The 16,466-nt window shown below is 70.6% G+C and carries 18 protein-coding genes and 2 pseudogenes; 13 read left to right on the plus strand and 7 right to left on the minus strand.

Going from position 1 to position 16,466, the window contains the following annotated elements:
• The 10 genes from ACH4EW_RS21680 to lgt all read left to right on the plus strand — a co-directional run bounded on the left by ACH4EW_RS21680 (position 1) and on the right by lgt (position 8,515).
• On the plus strand, positions 1-1,494 hold the full coding sequence (locus tag ACH4EW_RS21680) for an anthranilate synthase component I (RefSeq protein WP_398259215.1): 1,494 nt from the start codon (positions 1-3) through the stop codon (positions 1,492-1,494).
• Positions 1,495-1,517: 23 nt separating this feature from the next.
• The gene (locus ACH4EW_RS21685; protein WP_398259217.1) at positions 1,518-2,168 is read left to right on the plus strand and encodes a TIGR02234 family membrane protein; all 651 of its coding nucleotides are present in this window, start codon (positions 1,518-1,520) and stop codon (positions 2,166-2,168) included.
• Positions 2,169-2,284: 116 nt separating this feature from the next.
• Positions 2,285-2,533, plus strand: coding sequence for an HGxxPAAW family protein (locus ACH4EW_RS21690; protein WP_398259219.1), 249 nt, complete (start codon positions 2,285-2,287; stop codon positions 2,531-2,533).
• 127 nt (positions 2,534-2,660) lie between these two features.
• Positions 2,661-3,128: a DUF2752 domain-containing protein gene (locus ACH4EW_RS21695; protein ID WP_398259259.1), complete on the plus strand. Its 468-nt coding sequence runs from the start codon at positions 2,661-2,663 to the stop codon at positions 3,126-3,128.
• Positions 3,129-3,243: 115 nt separating this feature from the next.
• Complete coding sequence (gene trpC / locus ACH4EW_RS21700) at positions 3,244-4,053, plus strand: indole-3-glycerol phosphate synthase TrpC (RefSeq protein WP_398259221.1); 810 nt, start codon at positions 3,244-3,246, stop codon at positions 4,051-4,053.
• Positions 4,054-4,061: 8 nt separating this feature from the next.
• Positions 4,062-4,280: a tryptophan biosynthesis modulator TrpM gene (gene trpM, locus ACH4EW_RS21705; protein ID WP_398259223.1), complete on the plus strand. Its 219-nt coding sequence runs from the start codon at positions 4,062-4,064 to the stop codon at positions 4,278-4,280.
• A 136-nt stretch (positions 4,281-4,416) separates the two neighbouring features.
• Positions 4,417-5,697, plus strand: a complete 1,281-nt coding sequence (trpB, locus tag ACH4EW_RS21710; protein ID WP_398259225.1) for a tryptophan synthase subunit beta — start codon at positions 4,417-4,419, stop codon at positions 5,695-5,697.
• Positions 5,694-6,506 (plus strand): tryptophan synthase subunit alpha, encoded by an 813-nt coding sequence (trpA, locus tag ACH4EW_RS21715; protein ID WP_398259227.1) that lies wholly within the window; start codon positions 5,694-5,696, stop codon positions 6,504-6,506. Before trpB ends, trpA begins: the two co-directional genes overlap by 4 nt.
• 74 nt (positions 6,507-6,580) lie before the next feature.
• On the plus strand, positions 6,581-7,399 hold the full coding sequence (locus tag ACH4EW_RS21720) for a thioredoxin domain-containing protein (RefSeq protein ID WP_398259229.1): 819 nt from the start codon (positions 6,581-6,583) through the stop codon (positions 7,397-7,399).
• Between the two features lie 99 nt (positions 7,400-7,498).
• Positions 7,499-8,515 carry a prolipoprotein diacylglyceryl transferase gene (gene lgt, locus ACH4EW_RS21725; RefSeq protein ID WP_398259231.1) on the plus strand — a complete coding sequence of 339 codons (1,017 nt, stop codon included), beginning with the start codon at positions 7,499-7,501 and terminating at the stop codon, positions 8,513-8,515.
• A gap of 85 nt (positions 8,516-8,600) precedes the next feature.
• On the opposite strand, the gene ACH4EW_RS21730 is transcribed toward lgt, so the two are convergent.
• The 6 genes and pseudogenes from ACH4EW_RS21730 to ACH4EW_RS21755 all read right to left on the minus strand — a co-directional run bounded on the left by ACH4EW_RS21730 (position 8,601) and on the right by ACH4EW_RS21755 (position 14,468).
• The gene (locus ACH4EW_RS21730) at positions 8,601-9,437 is read right to left on the minus strand and encodes an HpcH/HpaI aldolase/citrate lyase family protein (RefSeq protein ID WP_398259233.1); all 837 of its coding nucleotides are present in this window, start codon (positions 9,435-9,437) and stop codon (positions 8,601-8,603) included.
• Positions 9,434-9,568: pseudogene (locus ACH4EW_RS21735) on the minus strand (CoA transferase); the annotation flags it as partial. The gene ACH4EW_RS21730 and the pseudogene ACH4EW_RS21735, both read right to left, overlap by 4 nt.
• A 92-nt stretch (positions 9,569-9,660) precedes the next feature.
• The gene (rbsK, locus tag ACH4EW_RS21740; RefSeq protein ID WP_398259235.1) at positions 9,661-10,545 is read right to left on the minus strand and encodes a ribokinase; all 885 of its coding nucleotides are present in this window, start codon (positions 10,543-10,545) and stop codon (positions 9,661-9,663) included.
• A gap of 57 nt (positions 10,546-10,602) precedes the next feature.
• Positions 10,603-11,892 (minus strand): ADP-ribosylglycohydrolase family protein, encoded by a 1,290-nt coding sequence (locus ACH4EW_RS21745; protein WP_398259237.1) that lies wholly within the window; start codon positions 11,890-11,892, stop codon positions 10,603-10,605.
• On the minus strand, positions 11,889-13,037 hold the full coding sequence (locus ACH4EW_RS21750) for an ADP-ribosylglycohydrolase family protein (RefSeq protein ID WP_398259261.1): 1,149 nt from the start codon (positions 13,035-13,037) through the stop codon (positions 11,889-11,891). The genes ACH4EW_RS21745 and ACH4EW_RS21750 overlap by 4 nt, the downstream gene beginning before the upstream one ends.
• A gap of 183 nt (positions 13,038-13,220) precedes the next feature.
• On the minus strand, positions 13,221-14,468 hold the full coding sequence (locus ACH4EW_RS21755; protein ID WP_398259263.1) for an RNA-guided endonuclease InsQ/TnpB family protein: 1,248 nt from the start codon (positions 14,466-14,468) through the stop codon (positions 13,221-13,223).
• A 77-nt stretch (positions 14,469-14,545) separates the two neighbouring features.
• Here ACH4EW_RS21755 and tnpA point away from each other — a divergent pair.
• From tnpA to ACH4EW_RS21770, 3 genes and pseudogenes are all read left to right on the plus strand, one after another.
• Positions 14,546-14,903, plus strand: a pseudogene (gene tnpA / locus ACH4EW_RS21760) (IS200/IS605 family transposase).
• A gap of 213 nt (positions 14,904-15,116) precedes the next feature.
• Entirely contained in the window at positions 15,117-15,848 is a 732-nt protein-coding gene (locus tag ACH4EW_RS21765; RefSeq protein WP_398259239.1) for a VIT1/CCC1 transporter family protein, read from the plus strand.
• Positions 15,849-15,948: 100 nt separating this feature from the next.
• Positions 15,949-16,182 (plus strand): hypothetical protein, encoded by a 234-nt coding sequence (locus ACH4EW_RS21770; protein WP_398259241.1) that lies wholly within the window; start codon positions 15,949-15,951, stop codon positions 16,180-16,182.
• A 17-nt stretch (positions 16,183-16,199) separates the two neighbouring features.
• Here the strand turns inward: ACH4EW_RS21770 and ACH4EW_RS21775 are convergent.
• Positions 16,200-16,466: transposase (locus ACH4EW_RS21775; protein WP_398259243.1), on the minus strand; the 267-nt coding region annotated here is incomplete at its 5' end.

Genomic DNA, 16,466 nt, shown 5'->3' on the forward strand with positions numbered 1-16,466 from the left:
ATGGATCTCGACACCTTCCGCAAGCTGGCCGTCGACCGGCGCGTCATCCCCGTCAGCCGCCGGCTCCTCGCCGACGGCGACACCCCGGTCGGGCTCTACCGCAAACTCGCGGGCGAGCGCCCCGGCACCTTCCTCCTCGAATCCGCGGAGAACGGCCGGACCTGGTCGCGCTACTCCTTCATCGGGGTACGCAGCGCCGCCACCCTCACCGCACGGGACGGACAGGCCCACTGGCTGGGCACCCCGCCCGTCGGCGTCCCCGTCGACGGCGACCCGCTGCAGGCCCTGCGCGCCACCGTCGAGACCCTGCACACCCCCCACGACCTGGTCGTCGACGACGGGCTGCCCCCGTTCACCGGCGGCATGGTCGGCTACCTGGGTTACGACATCGTGCGCCGCCTGGAGAAGATCGGCGACAGCGCCGAGGACGACCTCCACCTCCCCGAGCTGACGATGCTGCTCACCTCGGACCTGGCCGTACTCGACCACTGGGACGGCAGCGTCCTGCTGATCGCCAACGCGATCAACCACAACGACCTCGCGACCGGCGTCGACGAGGCGTACGCGGACGCCGTCGCCCGTCTCGAGGCCATGGAGCAGGACCTCTCCCGCCCCGTCGAGAACGCCCCCGCCGCCCTCCCGCCGTCCGAGCTCCCCCCGTACACCGCGCTGTGGGGCGGCAAGGCGTACCAGGACGCCGTCGAGGACGTGAAGGAACGCATCAGGGCCGGCGAGGCCTTCCAGGTCGTCCCCTCCCAGCGCTTCGAAACCCCGTGCACGGCAAGCGCATTGGACGTCTACCGGGTGCTGCGCGCCACCAACCCGTCGCCGTACATGTACCTCTTCCGCTTCGACGGCTTCGACGTCGCGGGCTCCAGCCCGGAAGCCCTCGTCAAGGTCGAGGACGGCCGCGCCATGGTCCACCCGATCGCCGGGACCAGGCACCGCGGCGCCACCCCGCAGGAGGACCAGACGCTCGCCGACGAACTCCTCGCCGACCCGAAGGAACGCGCCGAGCACCTGATGCTCGTCGACCTCGGCCGCAACGACCTGGGGCGGGTCTGCGAACCCGGCAGCGTCGAGGTCGTCGACTTCATGTCGATCGAGCGGTACTCGCACGTGATGCACATCGTCTCCACCGTCACCGGCCGCGTCGCCGAGGGCCGCACCGCCTTCGACGTCCTCACCGCGTGCTTCCCCGCAGGCACCCTCTCCGGCGCCCCCAAGCCCCGTGCGATGCAGATCATCGAGGAGCTCGAACCCACCCGCCGCGGACTGTACGGAGGCTGCGTCGGCTACCTCGACTTCGCCGGGGACTCCGACACCGCCATCGCGATCCGGACCGCCCTGCTCCGCGACGGCACGGCGTATGTCCAGGCCGGAGCGGGTGTCGTCGCCGACTCCGATCCGGTCGCCGAGGACACCGAGTGCCGCAACAAGGCCGCCGCGGTGCTCCGCGCGGTGCATACGGCCAACCGGCTCCACGGAGCGTGAGGCGGTAGGGGATAGTTGGGTACGTGAGTGCTGTCCCCGTACCCCAGCCCCGTGCCCGAGCCGCCGCCGCGTCCGATGCAACGGGAAGCCGCCGCAGCCTGGCCGCCGGCCTGCTCCTCGGGGCGGTCGGCGCCGCCGTCGTCCTGCTCGCCTCCGGCCAGACCTGGTCCGAGGGCCGGGCGGCCGTCGGTGGCGGCTCCCTGCCGCTGACCGCAGACGGCCGGGACGTCACCGGTCTTCCGGCGGCCCTCGCCATGGTCGGCCTGGCCGCCCTCGTCGCCGTCTTCGCCGTCCGCAGCGGCGGGCGGCTGATCGTTGCCGGGCTCCTCGCCCTCAGCGGCCTCGGTGCCGCACTGAGCGCCTGCCTCGGAGCCTCCGACAGCTCGGCGCTCGACGAGAAGGCCGCACAGACCAGCGGCGACGCCTCGGCGACCATCGACGCCCTCAGCCACACCGCATGGCCCTACGTCACCGCAGCCGGCGGCCTGCTGATCCTCCTCGCCGGGCTGCTCGCCCTTCGGTACGGGAAGCGCTGGCCCAGCATGTCGGGACGGTACGAACGGGACGGCACCCCCCGCCCCCGCAAGGCCGCCCGCACCGTCCCGGACCCGGACCGGCCGGAGGACCTGTGGAAGGCCCTGGACCGCGGCGAGGACCCGACGCGCGAGGCATGACCCCCCAGCTCACGTCCTACCCGCACGTACGGGACAATGAAGCCGAGCTTTCTGCACAGCGGCACCAGCTTTGCGTACAGCGATACCTACAGCGCATCACCAACAAGGAGCAACTCATGGCGGGCAGCAGCCACGGACACACCCCGGCCGCCTGGACCGGTGTCATCATCTCCTTCATCGGCTTCTGCGCCGCGGGCGTCTTCATGGTCGCGGCCAACCCGATCGGCTTCTGGGCAAGCATTGCCGTCATCTTCCTCGGCGGGATCGTGGGCCTCGGGATGAAGCTCGCGGGCCTCGGCATGCCGAAGGAGTCGCCGGAGATGGCCGCGGCCAGGGCCCGCGCCGCACAGGCCCAGATCTCCTGAGGCACGCACCACCCGTACGAATGTGAGGCGCAGCCCGGCCCGGGCTGCGCCTTTCCTCATCAGCGGGGACAATCACCGGGTGGACGCATCGCCTACTCCAGCCGCCGCATCGTCGGCGCCGGGCTCCATGCCCGCCCCCGGCCACCCGTCGCCCGGTCGGCCGTCCCCCCCGGTCTTCCGTCCGGCCCACGTCCCCGCCTCGCGCATCCGGCGGCTCGCCACCCCGGTGGGAGTGATGGCCGCCGTCGTCGTGGCGTTCGGCTACGTCGGTGCCGTCGACCCCAATCAGCCGGGCCACTACCCGCTCTGCCCACTGTTCCGGTTCACCGGCCTGTACTGCCCGGGCTGCGGCGGTCTGCGCAGTGCCCACGCCGTGGCGCACGGCGACATCGCCGCCGCCCTCGGCTCCAACGCGCTCGCTGTCGTCGGCTACGGGATCTTCGCCGTCCTCTGGTCGGTCTGGATGGCCCGCGCCGTCCGGGGAAGGCCCATGACCATCGCCGCGAAGCCCGTCGTCTGGTGGGGGACCGGGGCCGTGCTGCTGATCTTCTCGGTCATCCGGAATCTTCCGTTCGGATCGGTACTGGCGCCTTGAATGCCCAGGTAGTGGGACAGTCGGCGACTGGATTCGGGCCCTTTGGCCTCCTGCGGATAGCATTGTCATGGCTGATCCTGTTCCCTCATCACCCTCCCGGAAGGGGGCCTCTCGCGTGAGTGTGCTCGACGAGATCATCGATGGCGTACGCGCCGACCTCGCAGAGCGGCAGGCGCGGGTCAGCCTCGACGAGCTGAAGGAACGCGCGGCGCGCGCTCCTGCGGCCAAGAACGGAGTGGCCGCCCTGCGCGGCGAGGGCGTGACCGTCATCTGCGAGGTCAAGCGCTCGAGCCCCTCCAAGGGGGCACTTGCCGCGATCGCCGACCCGGCCGGGCTCGCCGCGGACTACGAGGCGGGCGGCGCGTCCGTCATCTCGGTCCTCACCGAGGAGCGCCGCTTCGGAGGTTCCCTCGCCGACCTGGAGGCCGTCCGCGCCAAGGTCGACATCCCGGTCCTGCGCAAGGACTTCATCGTCACCTCGTACCAGCTCTGGGAGGCCCGCGCCTATGGCGCCGACCTCGCCCTGCTGATCGTCGCCGCCCTCGACCAGGAGGCCCTGGTCTCCCTGATCGAGCGCGCCGAGTCCATCGGCCTGACGCCGCTGGTCGAGGCGCACGACGAGGAGGAGGCGGAACGCGCCGTGGATGCCGGAGCGAAGATCATCGGTGTCAACGCGCGCAACCTGAAGGACCTCACGGTCGACCGTTCCACCTTCGAGCGCGTCGCCCCCGAGATCCCGGACCACATCGTCAAGGTCGCCGAGTCCGGCGTCCGCGGCCCGCACGACCTGATCGCGTACGCCAACGCGGGCGCCGACGCGGTGCTCGTGGGCGAGTCCCTGGTCACCGGCCGCGACCCGCGGGCCGCTGTCGCCGACCTGGTCGCCGCCGGCGCCCACCCGGCCCTCCGGCACGGACGGGACTGACTCGCACCATGTCCGCCGCCCGTCCCGTGCCCGGCACCCGGCCGCGCCTGCGCCTGGCCGTGGTGACGGCTGCCCGGGACCCGCACGCGCCGCTGGCGCGCGGCTGCCGCCCTCGTGGCTGCCGCGCCCCCGCGCGCCGCGTGCACGGCCGGCGCGTGCGATATGTGATCGGCGACGAGCCCGGCCAGGTCAACGGCATGCGATGGCGCACGGGGTCCGCGCTGTAGCGAGCCCCGGCCGACGTACCTGCACCACTCCTGTCGTACGTCCGACCGCACCGTCCGACCGCTCCCGGTCGTGGCGGCGCTCCGCTCACGGCGCATACGGCGAACCCACCCATCGCAATGTCGAGGAGTACGTCGGATGTCATCTGACTTCTTCATCCCGGACCCGGAGGGTCTGATCCCCAGCGCCGAGGGGTACTTCGGCGCGTTCGGCGGCAAGTTCATCCCGGAGGCGCTCGTCGCCGCCGTGGACGAGGTCGCCGTCGAGTACGACAAGGCCAAGGCCGACCCGGCCTTCGCCGCGGAGCTCAACGAGCTCATGGTCAACTACACCGGCCGCCCCAGCGCGCTGACCGAGGTCCCGCGCTTCGCCGAGCACGCGGGCGGCGCCCGGATCTTCCTCAAGCGCGAGGATCTGAACCACACCGGCTCGCACAAGATCAACAACGTGCTGGGCCAGGCGCTGCTCACCAAGCGCATGGGCAAGACCCGGGTCATCGCCGAGACCGGTGCCGGCCAGCACGGCGTCGCCACCGCGACCGCCTGCGCGCTCTTCGGCCTGGAATGCACCATCTACATGGGTGAGATCGACACCGAGCGGCAGGCGCTGAACGTGGCGCGGATGCGGATGCTCGGCGCCGAGGTCGTCGCCGTGAGGTCCGGCTCGAGGACCCTGAAGGACGCCATCAACGAGGCGTTCCGCGACTGGGTCGCCAATGTGGACCGCACGCACTACCTCTTCGGCACCGTCGCGGGACCGCACCCCTTCCCCGCCATGGTCCGCGACTTCCACCGTGTCATCGGCGTCGAGGCCCGCCGCCAGATCCTGGAGCGGACCGGCCGGCTGCCGGACGCCGCCATCGCCTGTGTCGGCGGCGGCTCCAATGCGATCGGGCTCTTCCACGCCTTCATCCCCGATGCCCATGTCCGGCTGATCGGCTGCGAGCCCGCAGGACACGGTGTGGAGACCGGCGAGCACGCGGCGACCCTGACCGCGGGCGAGCCCGGCATCCTGCACGGTTCGCGCAGCTACGTCCTTCAGGACGACGAGGGCCAGATCACCGAGCCGTACTCCATCTCGGCCGGTCTCGACTACCCGGGCATCGGCCCGGAGCACGCGTACCTCAAGGACATCGGTCGCGGCGAGTACCGCGCGGTCACCGATGACGCCGCCATGCAGTCGCTGCGCCTCCTGTCCCGTACCGAAGGGATCATTCCGGCCATCGAGAGCGCCCACGCGCTGGCCGGAGCCCTGGAGGTCGGCAAGGAGCTCGGCAAGGACGGACTTCTCGTGGTCAATCTGTCCGGCCGCGGCGACAAGGACATGGACACGGCAGCCCGCTACTTCGGGCTGTACGGCGGGACCGACGGGGTCGTCGAGGCCGATGTGGCCGACGGGGAAGAGGAGGTCACCAAGTGAGCGGCAATGTGGAGTTGTTGAGTTCTTCCCTCGCACAGGCGAAGGCGGAGAACAGGGCCGCGCTCATCGCGTACCTCCCGGCCGGCTTCCCGACCGTCGACGGCGCGATCGCCGCAGTGAAGGCGGTCGTGGCGGGCGGCGCGGACATCGTCGAGGTGGGGCTGCCGCACAGTGACCCGGTGCTTGACGGCCCGGTCATCCAGACCGCCGACGACATCGCCCTGCGCGGCGGTGTGAAGATCGCCGATGTGATGCGTACGGTCCGCGAGGCGTACGAGGCGACCGGTGTCCCGATCCTCGTCATGACGTACTGGAACCCGATCGACCGGTACGGCGTCGAGCGCTTCACGGCCGAGCTCGCCGATGCGGGCGGCGCCGGATGCATCCTGCCCGACCTGCCGGTCCAGGAGTCCGAACTGTGGCGCGAACACGCCGACAAGCACGGTCTCGCGACCGTCTTCGTCGTCGCGCCGAGCAGCAAGGACGAGCGCCTCGCCACCATCACCGCGGCCGGCTCCGGCTTCGTGTACGCGGCCTCGCTGATGGGTGTCACCGGCACCCGCGAGTCCGTGGGCGAGCAGGCCCAGGACTTGGTCGCGCGTACCCGCGCCACGACGTCCCTCCCGGTCTGCGTCGGCCTCGGCGTCTCCAACGCCCGGCAGGCCGCCGAGGTCGCGGGCTTCGCCGACGGGGTGATCGTCGGTTCCGCCTTCGTCAAGGGCATGCTCGACGCGCCCGACGAGGAGGCGGGCCTGGCCGCGGTTCGCTCCCTGGCGGGTGAACTCGCCGAAGGCGTTCGAAAGCGCTGAATCGGGCGTAATCCAAACGGGTGGACCTCGACGCGGGGAAGCACGTACGTGCCTCCCCGCGTCGTTGCTGCGGTGTGAACGAGAAGAACGAACAGGGAAAAAGGGCCGCGCGAGACCGGCTTGTCCGGCAGCGGGAGCGCCAGAAGGCGCGCGAGCGCCGAAGGCGCATGCTGATCGTCGGCAGTGGCCTGGTGGCTGTGCTGGGGTTGGCCGCCGTCGTCGGCGTGATCGCCGCGAACACGGGCGGCAAGAGCAAGACGGCGGGCCCCGTCGCCGCGCCGTCCGGTGCGACCGGCAAGGACAGCCTGGCCATCCAGATCGGCGCGGACAACGCCCCGTCCACGCTCACCATCTGGGAGGACTTCCGCTGCCCGGTCTGCGCCCAGTTCGAGAAAGCGTTCCGGGACACCATTCACCAGCTGGAGCGCACAGGACAGATCAAGACCGAGTACCGCCTCGCCACGATCATCGACACCAATCTCGGCGGCAGTGGCTCGCTGCGGGCCGCCAACGCCGCGGCCTGCGCACAGGACGTCGGCAAGTTCTCCGCGTATCACGACGTCCTCTACCGCAACCAGCCGCCGGAGACCGACGACGCCTTCGGTGACAACGCCAAGCTGACCGAGCTCTCCGGAAAGGTCCCGGGACTCGACACCGCCGCCTTCCGCGGCTGTGTGGAGGACGGCAAGCACGACGGCTGGGTCGAGAAGTCCAACGCGGCCTTCCTGAAGGGCGGATTCGAGGGCACGCCGAGCGTGCTGCTCAATGGCGAGCTGATTTTCCCGAAGAAGGGGAACGAACCGCTCAACGTGGCGAAACTGAAGAAGTGGGTCGCCGAGGCCAACAAGGGCAAGAAGCCGGGCACGGTCACCCCGGCGCCGTCGGGCTCCTGAGCGGTGTCCGACAAGGGGAACATATGACCGGCCCGTTACCCAGACGTTGTCGGGTGGGTTGCCGTACGCCCCACCCGGCAGGGTAGCGTCGACCGTGCCATGGACCTTGCCTACATTCCCAGCCCGTCGACCGGCGTGATCTATCTCGGCCCGATCCCGCTCCGCGGCTACGCGCTCTGCATCATCATCGGTGTCTTTGTCGCCGTCTGGCTCAGCGACAAACGCTGGGTCGCCCGGGGCGGCAGATCCGGCACCGTTGCCGACATCGCCGTCTGGGCCGTGCCCTTCGGCCTCGTCGGCGGCCGGCTCTACCACGTCATCACCGACTACCAGCTGTACTTCGGCGAGGGCCAGAACTGGGTCGACGCCTTCAAGATCTGGGAGGGCGGCCTCGGCATCTGGGGTGCGATCGCGCTCGGTGCCGTCGGTGCCTGGATCGGCTGCCGCCGCCGCGGGATCCCGCTGCCCGCCTTCGCCGACGCGCTCGCCCCCGGCATCGTCCTCGCTCAGGCGATCGGACGCTGGGGCAACTGGTTCAACCAGGAGCTGTACGGCAAGCCGACCGATCTCCCGTGGGCGCTGGAGATCAGCGAGGGCCCCAACCGGGTCGCCGGTACGTACCACCCGACATTCCTGTACGAGTCGCTGTGGTGCATCGGCGTCGTCCTGCTGGTGATCTGGGCGGACCGCCGCTTCAAGATGGGACACGGCCGGGCGTTCGCGCTGTACGTCGCGGCGTACTGCGCGGGGCGGGCCTGGATCGAGTACATGCGGGTCGACGAGGCCCACCACATCCTGGGCGTACGGCTCAATGTGTGGACCGCGGGGATCGTGTTCGTGCTGGCGGTGACGTACATCGTGATCTCGGCGAAGGTACGGCCGGGGCGCGAGGAGATCGTGGAACCGGGCGCGCTGGACGCCGAAGGCGGCGAGGTCGCGGAGGGCGATGACGTCGGGGCCGGCACGGACGTCGCCGCCACTGGTGACGCGGACCGCGACATCGCGTCCGAAGCGGATGCGAGCCCTGACGCGGACGGTGACGCGGGGCGCGTCGAGGACAGTGCCGCCAAGGCGCCGGAGAAGAACGGCACCGCGGAAGCGGCGAAGAACGGCTGAGCCGTGCGCTCTTGACAGGTGGGGCCCGAACCAGTCTGGTTCGGGCCCCACGCTCTTTCTCCCACCCCCCATGTGCCGGTTGGTCTCAGACCGGCCTGCGGCCGTGCGTGTCCTTCGCCTTCCGCGCCAGCGCCAGCGTGCGGCGGGCCGATGCCACTACTGCCGCGTCGACGAATCGGCCGTCGGAGAGAGCCAGTGCGCCCCCGTCCGTCACGGCCGCCGCCATGATCTCCTCCGCCGCCTCGACCTCCTGCGCCGTCGGACGGAAAGCCCGCTCGATGACCGGGAGCTGGCGGGGATGGATCGCTGCCCGGCCCAGGAAACCCAGTGCCCGTCCATGCGCGCAGGACGCCCGCAGACCGTCCAGGTCCCGTACGTCCGGGAACACGGACTGCGTGGGCGGTGCGAGCCCGGCCGCGCGGGCGGCGACCACGACCCGGCTGCGCGACCAGTCGAGCCCGGCGTCCTCCCGTACCCCCAGCTCGGCTCGGAGGTCCGCCTCGCCGAGGGCGATGGAGCGGACCTGGGGATGGGAGGCGGCGACCGTGTACGCGTGCTCGATGCCGAGCGCCGATTCCAGCAGCGGACAGAGCGCGACCCCCGGTGCCACAGCCGCGATGTGATGGACGGACGCCGCGTGCGTGATCTTCGGCAGCCGGAGTTCGGCGAGGCCCGGCAGCCCGGCCAGGGCGAGGATGTCCACCTCGGTATGGACCCGGACATGGATCGGCACGGCCGACTCCTCGACCGCCTCGGACAGAAGCTCGGTGGTGGCGGACCGTGCGTACTCCTTGCGGTCCGGTGCGACCGCATCCTCCAGATCGACGATCACCGCATCCGCTCCCGAGTCACGCGCCTTGCGCACCACCTCGGGCCGGTCCCCGGGGACGTACAGCAGGGTGAGGGGGACCACCGCGGTCACAGGACGTGCTCCGCCCGCAGCGCGGTGATCTCCGAGCCCGGCAGACCCAGCCCGGTGAGGATCTCGTCGCTGTCCGCACCGTGCGGCCGGCCCGCCCGGCGGATCGCGCCCGGAGTCCCCGAGAGACGGAAGTCGCCGAGCATCGTGGCGGAGAGAGGCCGCGCGAAGAGCGTGGCGAGGCCGATGACCCGCAGTCCGGTCACAGGCGCCTGCGCGGTCGCGTTCATGCGGCGTCGATCTCGCTGCGGTACGGCATGGACGTCGAGGCGCCCGGCCGCTGTACGCAGAGCGCGGCGGCGGACGACGCCCAGGCCAGTGACTCCGGTACGGGCCGCCGCTCGCCGAGGGCCACGGCGAGCGTGCCGACGAAGGTGTCCCCGGCCCCGGTGGTGTCGACGGCGGTGACCTCGGGGGCGGGGAAGAGGATGGGTTCGCTGCCCCGGGCAGCGTGGAGGCAGCCCTTCGAGCCGAGAGTGACGACGACCGCCGGGACCTGGCTGAGCAGGATCTGCGCTGCCGCACGGGGGTCCGCGGAGCCGGTGAGCGCGGCCGCCTCGTGCTCGTTGGGGATCAGCAGATCGATGCAGTCGAGGAGTTCGGAAGGCAGGGGCTGGACGGGGGACGGGGTGAGGATGGTCCGTACGCCCTGGGCGTGGGCCACCCGCGCGCCCTCCACCACGGCGGACATCGGCAGCTCCAGCTGGAGGAGCAGCAGATCGGCTCCGGCGACGGCGGCCATTTCGCCGGGGCCCAGAGCGGTGACGGTGCCGTTGGCGCCGGGGACCACCACGATGGAGTTGGAGCCCATGTCGTCGACGACGATGTATGCGGTGCCGCTGGGGCCTGTTGCAGTGTGCAGCAGATCGGTGTCGATGCCGGCGTGCTCCAGGCCGGACCGCAGCAGGGCGCCGTACTCGTCGTCGCCGACCGCGCCGATCATCGTCACCTCGGCGCCCGCACGGGCGGCGGCGACGGCCTGGTTGGCGCCCTTGCCGCCGGGGATGGTGCGGAACTCCCGGCCGGTGACGGTCTCCCCGCGCTCGGGAGCCCGTGCGACGTGTACGACGAGGTCCATATTGATGCTGCCGAGCACCGCGATGCCGGTCATGGGCGAAGCGCCTCCTTGTGGGTGAGCCGTAGGAATCCCTTCGGCAGGGGGAGGAAGTCAACACGTGTGAGTGCCGTGGTCTTCGCCTCGGACCGCAGGGACGTCGTGGATGCCATGTCTGAATTGTCCATCTGTGGGCTTCGGTTCCGTGTCTGCCAGCAGCCCGGCGAGTTCGATGAGATCGGTCCCCGCGAGTCGCGGCAGCGCACACCCCGCCAGGGTGCGGCAGGCCTTGCGCCAGCCGTCCGGGACGGCGCCGATGCCACCGAGTGCGCCGGTCAGTGCGCCGGCCAGGGCGGGCGCCGAGTCGGCCACCCGCGACAGGCATGCCGCCGCGGGAATGGCCTGGGCGATCTGGCCGCGGGCCGCGGTGGCCAGCGCGAGGGCGACCGGGACGGTCTCGGCGGCGGCGATCCCGTAGCTGTAGACGTGGTCGACGATCTGATGCTCCAGCACCGGTACGAGGGCGAACGCGCCCGCAGCCTCACCGACGAAGTCACGGGCGATCCGGACGGCGTGGGCGGCGTTGCGGGCGATCTCCGTGCCGTCGGGGAGCTGGGCGAGCGCGGCGTTCACCGCGGTGTCCACGTCCGCACCGCCCAGCGCCTCGGCGATCGCGGCCGCCATCGCGCGGGCGCCGTGCACGCCGTCGTCGTCCTGGGTGTACCGGGCGTCGAACTCGGCGAGGTCGGCGGCTGCGATGGGGTCCGCGGGGTGGACGACGGCGAGCACGGCGGCCCGTACGCAGGCCGCGTCGTCGAAGTAGTGCGGGTTGTCGTGCCCGGTGGCGGGAGGGCGCAAGCCGGCGGCGAGATTGCCGAGCCCGGCCCGCACCGAGATCCGGGCGCGCAAGGGGAGCACCGCCGACTCGACCTCGGGGGCGCGGGCGGCAGCCGCGGCGACCTCGGCCGCCAGGGCGTTCCAGGCGATGTCGATGGCGGCCCGCATCCGGTGTCCGGGGGGCAGCCCGTGCAGCGGACCGGCTGCCGAGGCGAGCACGGTTCCGGCGGCGAACGCCGCCCATTCGGCGTCGTCGGAGGGCCCGAGCCGCAAGGGTTCGGGGGGCTGGTTGAGCGCGATGGGGACGGGCAGCGTGGTCGTCGCGTTCTGCTCGGCGAAGGTGTCGAGTTCCCGGGTGAGGCGTCGGGTCCACTCGGGCATCCGGGTGGCCCGGTGCCGTGCGGCGGGCCACCCGGCGGCGTCCCCGGAGGCGAGCCCGAGCAACAGCCCCTCGATCCGGGCCCGATGCCCGGGGGCGGGACGGGTACGGAGACGAGCGGCCGGGGAGGCGGGGGAGCGGGGGGCGTCCCGGTGGGGGTCGTGCCGAGTGCCGCGCGCGGTGGTCATCGCTCCACCGTTCCGTCTGTGGTGGGGGAGGTGGCGGACTGGGCGCCGGGCGGCGCGTACTCGGTGCCGGTGTCCCGTGCCGGTCCGCTCTCCGGCGTACAGGCTTCGCCCTCGTACGCCTCGTCCGCGTCCTCCGGGGTGAGCAACTCCGCGATGTCCAGGACGTGGTAGCCCCGCATCGACGGCAGGCAGCTGCCCCGGACCGGGCCGATCGCCTCCCCCCAGTGCGGGGGAATCGCGGACGCCCCGTGCAGGGCGCCGGCCAGGGCCCCCGCCACCGCGGCCGTCGTGTCCGCGTCGCGGCCCATGTTGACCGCGGTCAGCACCGCCGTACGGAAGTCGCCGCGCGCCGCCGCGAACGCACCGAAGGCCAGGCCGACCGCCTCGGGCGCCAGGTCCGTCCACGGGTAGCCGCCAACGACCACCGCGGAGCGCACCGCACGTTCCCTGGTGAGCCGGTCGGGGTACGTGCGCTGTGCGGCCGCCACCGCGCGCCGCAGCGAGCGCGCCGTCCAGGAGTCCATGGGAACGACGGACAACGCGGCGGCGATCACCGCCGCGACCCCGGCACCCACCATCGCGGCGGCCACCCCGGCCGCCACCGCCTGGCCGCCGTAGATGCCCTCTCCGTCATGGCTGACCCGCCCGTCCACCGCGACCAGCCGCGCCGCCTCGTCCGGCCTGCCCGCCGCGAAGACGCCGAACGGCGCCGCCCGCATCGCCAGGCCGTCGCTCCAGGCGTGCCGGTGCTGGGCGGAGATCGGGGCGGCGAGGCCCCGGCGCAGATTCTCCAGCGTGCCCCGCTCACTGAACCCGGCGCCGCGGAACGGCCCCTCGTCCAGGTCGGCGATCCACAGATGCCAGGCCCGCTCCACATGGGTGACGGTCAGCGCCGAACCGTGCCGTGCGAGCAGCAGCCCGGAGAAGATGGCGTACTCCGTGTCGTCCGTACCCGCGGGGTCGTCGCTCACGAAATCCTCGATCCGGCCCCAGCGACGACGGATCTCGGACGGCCGCAGATTCTCCGCCGGTGCGCCCAGCGCGTCACCGACCGCGAGACCGAGCAGGGAGCCCCGGGCCCGGTCGCCCAAGTCTTTCCGCGACGTCTCGCCCCGGTCCGCCCCGCCCCGTACCGCCGTCTCCATACCGCCCGTCCGCGGCTCTGCCGGATTTCCTGCAATCAACTCCATCGCGTCGACCCTTCGCTCACACCGAGCCAGTTCTCGTGCCTGCTCGATCTGTGCCACGCGGAGCCCCGACAGAGGCCGACAGTCGCAACAAAAGGGCCAGTCGGATGACGGTTCAGAAGCGTTGACGTGCTCCCTGGCCTACAGTCCAGGGATTCCGGCCTGGGTCGTGTGACCCTTCCGGGGGCTTCCTGCTTCAACGCGCTGTGCCGGGACTTTCGTCCCGGTCTTACCGGCGCTCTGCGAGGCGTTTAGCGTCTCCGCCCGTCCGGCGGCGACGATACGACGTCCTTCGAACAGGACGTTGCGGGCTGCGTTGTGGTCACGGTCGTGCACGGTGCCACACGCGCCACACGTCCACTCCCTCACATGCAGGGGCTTGGGACCGTCCCGAAATCCGCAGGCCGAGCAGACCTGGGAGGACGGGAAAGCGCGGTCCACCTTGACGAAGGTGCGGCCGTGCTTGTCCGCCTTGTACTCCAGCATGCCGACGAACGCGGACCACCCCGCATCATGCACGGACTTGGCGAGCCGGGTACGGCCGAGACCGGACACCGCGAGGTCTTCCACATACACCGCTTGGTTGTCGCGAATGATCTGTGTGGAAACCTTGTGGTGCCAGTCCCGGCGCCGGTCCGCGACCTTGGCGTGCTGGCGTGCGACCTTGATACGGGCCTTGGCCCGGTTCTTAGATCCCTTGGCCTTGCGGGACAGGTCCCGCTGGAGACGCTTGAGTTTCTTCTCCGCCCTGCGCAGGAAGCGGGGGCTGTCGATCTTCCGGCCGTTGGACAGGAACGCGAAGGCGGACAGGCCGAGGTCGATACCCGACTCCGTCTCCACCTCGGGAAGGATGTCCGGCTCGGTGTCCACCACGAAGCTGAGGAAGTACCGCCCCGAGCTGTCCTTGGTGACGGTCAGGGACGTAGGCGCGGCCGGAAGCCGACGCGACCATTTCACCTTGAGACCCCCGACCTTGGCCACATACACCGTGCCGTTCTCCGTCAGGGAGAAGGCGTTGGTGTTGAGGCGGATCGACTGCCGGGTGTCCTTCTTCGACTTGTACCGGGGCGCCCCGACCTTCCGGCCCTGCCGCTTTCTCTTGAGACTGCCGAAGAAGTTCTTGTAGGCGGTGTCGAGGTCCCGAAGGGGCTGCTGCAGAACGACCGCCGACACATCCGCGAGCCAAGCCCGTTCCTCGGTGCGCTTGGCCTCGGTGATACGAAGCCGGGACAACTCCGCCGACTTCACATACGGCAGCCCCGCCGCATGCGCTTCCTTCCGGTCGCGCAAGCAGTCGTTCCACACCACCCGGGCACACCCGAACGCCCGGTCCAGCGCACGGCACTGGGCGGCATCCGGATAAGCCCGATAGTTGTAGCGAAGCTGCACAACCAAGACTCTAGTGTGATTGGTCTCGTGAATCAGGAGAACGACTAAAGGCGCCGGAGACACGTGGTTTTGTCCACTTGGTCTTCGTGACGAAGTACCGGCGCGGAGTCTTCAACGACGAGATGCTGACACGCTGCGAAGAGATCATGCGCAAGGGTGTGCGAGGACTTCGAGGCGGAACCGAAGGAGTTCAACGGCGAACGCGATTACGTCCACCTCCTGATCAACTAACCGCCCAAGGTCGCCGTCTCCAAACTGGTCAACAGCCTCAAGGGCGTCTCCGCCCGCCGGATACGCCAGGAATTCACCGGTCACATCAACCGCACCATCACGCACGGACACCTGTGGTCGCCCTCGTACTTCTCGGCATCCTGCGGCGGAGCACCGCCGGCGATCGTCCGCGAGTACATCGCGCAGCAGAAACGCCCGCTCTGAAGTGCGGGTCAGAGCAGCCCTGAGATGCATTCATCCCTGGCGTGAACACCGGGGCCTTCTGTAAGAGTCCCGGTAAGTCAGGCCGTACTTACCTGGTCATAGTGGCAGTAAGTACGGCCTGCCTTGCTGGCGGGGGGCCTTTTTCGTGCGTACTTTCGATGGTGTTGAGCGGGGCGGGGCGGGTGAAGTCCGCTGCCGGAGAAGGGGAGAGCTGTGTCCATCATCGAGAACGACGCCGTGCTGCACGAGGCGCACCGCGACAACCACACCCACCGCGATGTGAACGGCGGCTGGCTGCGCCCGGCGGTGTTCGGTGCCATGGACGGGCTGGTCTCCAACCTCGCCCTGATGACCGGTGTCGCGGGCGGTGACGTCTCCCAGCGGACGATTGTGATCACCGGTCTGGCGGGCCTGGCCGCGGGTGCGTTCTCCATGGCGGCCGGCGAATACACCTCCGTCGCCTCGCAGCGCGAGCTCGTCGAGGCCGAACTCGACGTCGAGCGGCGCGAGTTGCGCAAGCACCCCAAGGACGAGGAGCGGGAGCTCGCCGAGCTCTACGTTTCCCGTGGCGTCGAGCCCGGACTCGCCCGCGAGGTCGCACGGCAGCTGTCGCGCGACCCGGATCAGGCCCTGGAGATCCACGCCCGCGAGGAGCTCGGCATCGACCCGGGCGATCTGCCCTCGCCGCTCGTCGCCGCCGTGTCGTCGTTCGGCGCGTTCGCGCTGGGGGCCCTGCTGCCGGTGCTGCCGTATCTGCTGGGTGCGAGCGCGCTGTGGCCGGCCGTGCTGCTCGCGCTGGTCGGGCTGTTCGCCTGCGGTGCGGTGGTGGCGAAGGTGACGGCACGCAGCTGGCTGTACAGCGGGCTGCGTCAGCTGGTGCTGGGTGGGACCGCGGCGGCGATCACCTACGGTCTGGGCACGCTGTTCGGTGTGGCCGTCGGCTGAGACCGACCGGCAAATGGGGGGTGCCCCGATGTGTTTGGTCAAGCTCTGAGGCCAGTAGGTTCGTGCGGTCGCGGGTGCAATCCGAGCTGGAGGGATATGCATGGGTGATAGCCAAGTCACGATCAAGCTCACGAGTGACGAGGCACTGGTGCTGTCGGACTGGCTGGAGAAGCTCCAGATGACGGACCTGAGTCGCGTTGTCGACGATCCTGCGGTCTGGGCGCCGATCCATCGAATCGCCGGAACGCTGGACAAGGCGCTTCCTGAGCTGTTCGCCCCCGACTATGACCGGCGGCTTGAGGCTGCTCGTCAGAGACTCCGGCCGGAGGACTGACCGTCAGGTCTGAACCTTCACCCGGCCCCTGCGGGTTGGGGCTCGTAGAAGGTGCCGTCGCGGAGCATCGCGAAGAGCACGTCGGCTCGTCGCCTGGCGAGGCAGAGAAGGGCTTGGGTGTGGTGCTTGCCCTGCTTGATCTTCTTGTTGTAGTAGGCGCGGGAGGCGGGGTCGGCCAGGGCGGCGAATGCGGAGAGGAAGAACGCTCTCTTGAGCTGCTTGTTCCCGCGGCGGGAGGGTTGTTCTCCGCGGATCGAGGAGCCCGAACTACGAGTGGCCGGGGC

This window comes from Streptomyces sp. NPDC018000, assembly GCF_044328025.1.
Taxonomy (GTDB): domain Bacteria; phylum Actinomycetota; class Actinomycetes; order Streptomycetales; family Streptomycetaceae; genus Streptomyces.

Excerpts from the sequence above, each read along its gene's own strand:
- lgt (WP_398259231.1), top strand. The coding sequence starts at position 7,499 with ATGGACCTTGCCTACATTCCCAGCCCGTCGACCGGCGTGATCTATCTC.
- rbsK (WP_398259235.1), bottom strand. The coding sequence starts at position 10,545 with ATGACCGGCATCGCGGTGCTCGGCAGCATCAATATGGACCTCGTCGTA.
- ACH4EW_RS21695 (WP_398259259.1), top strand. The coding sequence starts at position 2,661 with ATGCCCGCCCCCGGCCACCCGTCGCCCGGTCGGCCGTCCCCCCCGGTC.
- ACH4EW_RS21745 (WP_398259237.1), bottom strand. The coding sequence starts at position 11,892 with ATGACCACCGCGCGCGGCACTCGGCACGACCCCCACCGGGACGCCCCC.
- trpM (WP_398259223.1), top strand. The coding sequence starts at position 4,062 with ATGTCCGCCGCCCGTCCCGTGCCCGGCACCCGGCCGCGCCTGCGCCTG.
- ACH4EW_RS21680 (WP_398259215.1), top strand. The coding sequence starts at position 1 with ATGGATCTCGACACCTTCCGCAAGCTGGCCGTCGACCGGCGCGTCATC.
- ACH4EW_RS21770 (WP_398259241.1), top strand. The coding sequence starts at position 15,949 with ATGGGTGATAGCCAAGTCACGATCAAGCTCACGAGTGACGAGGCACTG.
- ACH4EW_RS21750 (WP_398259261.1), bottom strand. The coding sequence starts at position 13,037 with ATGGAGACGGCGGTACGGGGCGGGGCGGACCGGGGCGAGACGTCGCGG.
- trpB (WP_398259225.1), top strand. The coding sequence starts at position 4,417 with ATGTCATCTGACTTCTTCATCCCGGACCCGGAGGGTCTGATCCCCAGC.
- ACH4EW_RS21690 (WP_398259219.1), top strand. The coding sequence starts at position 2,285 with ATGGCGGGCAGCAGCCACGGACACACCCCGGCCGCCTGGACCGGTGTC.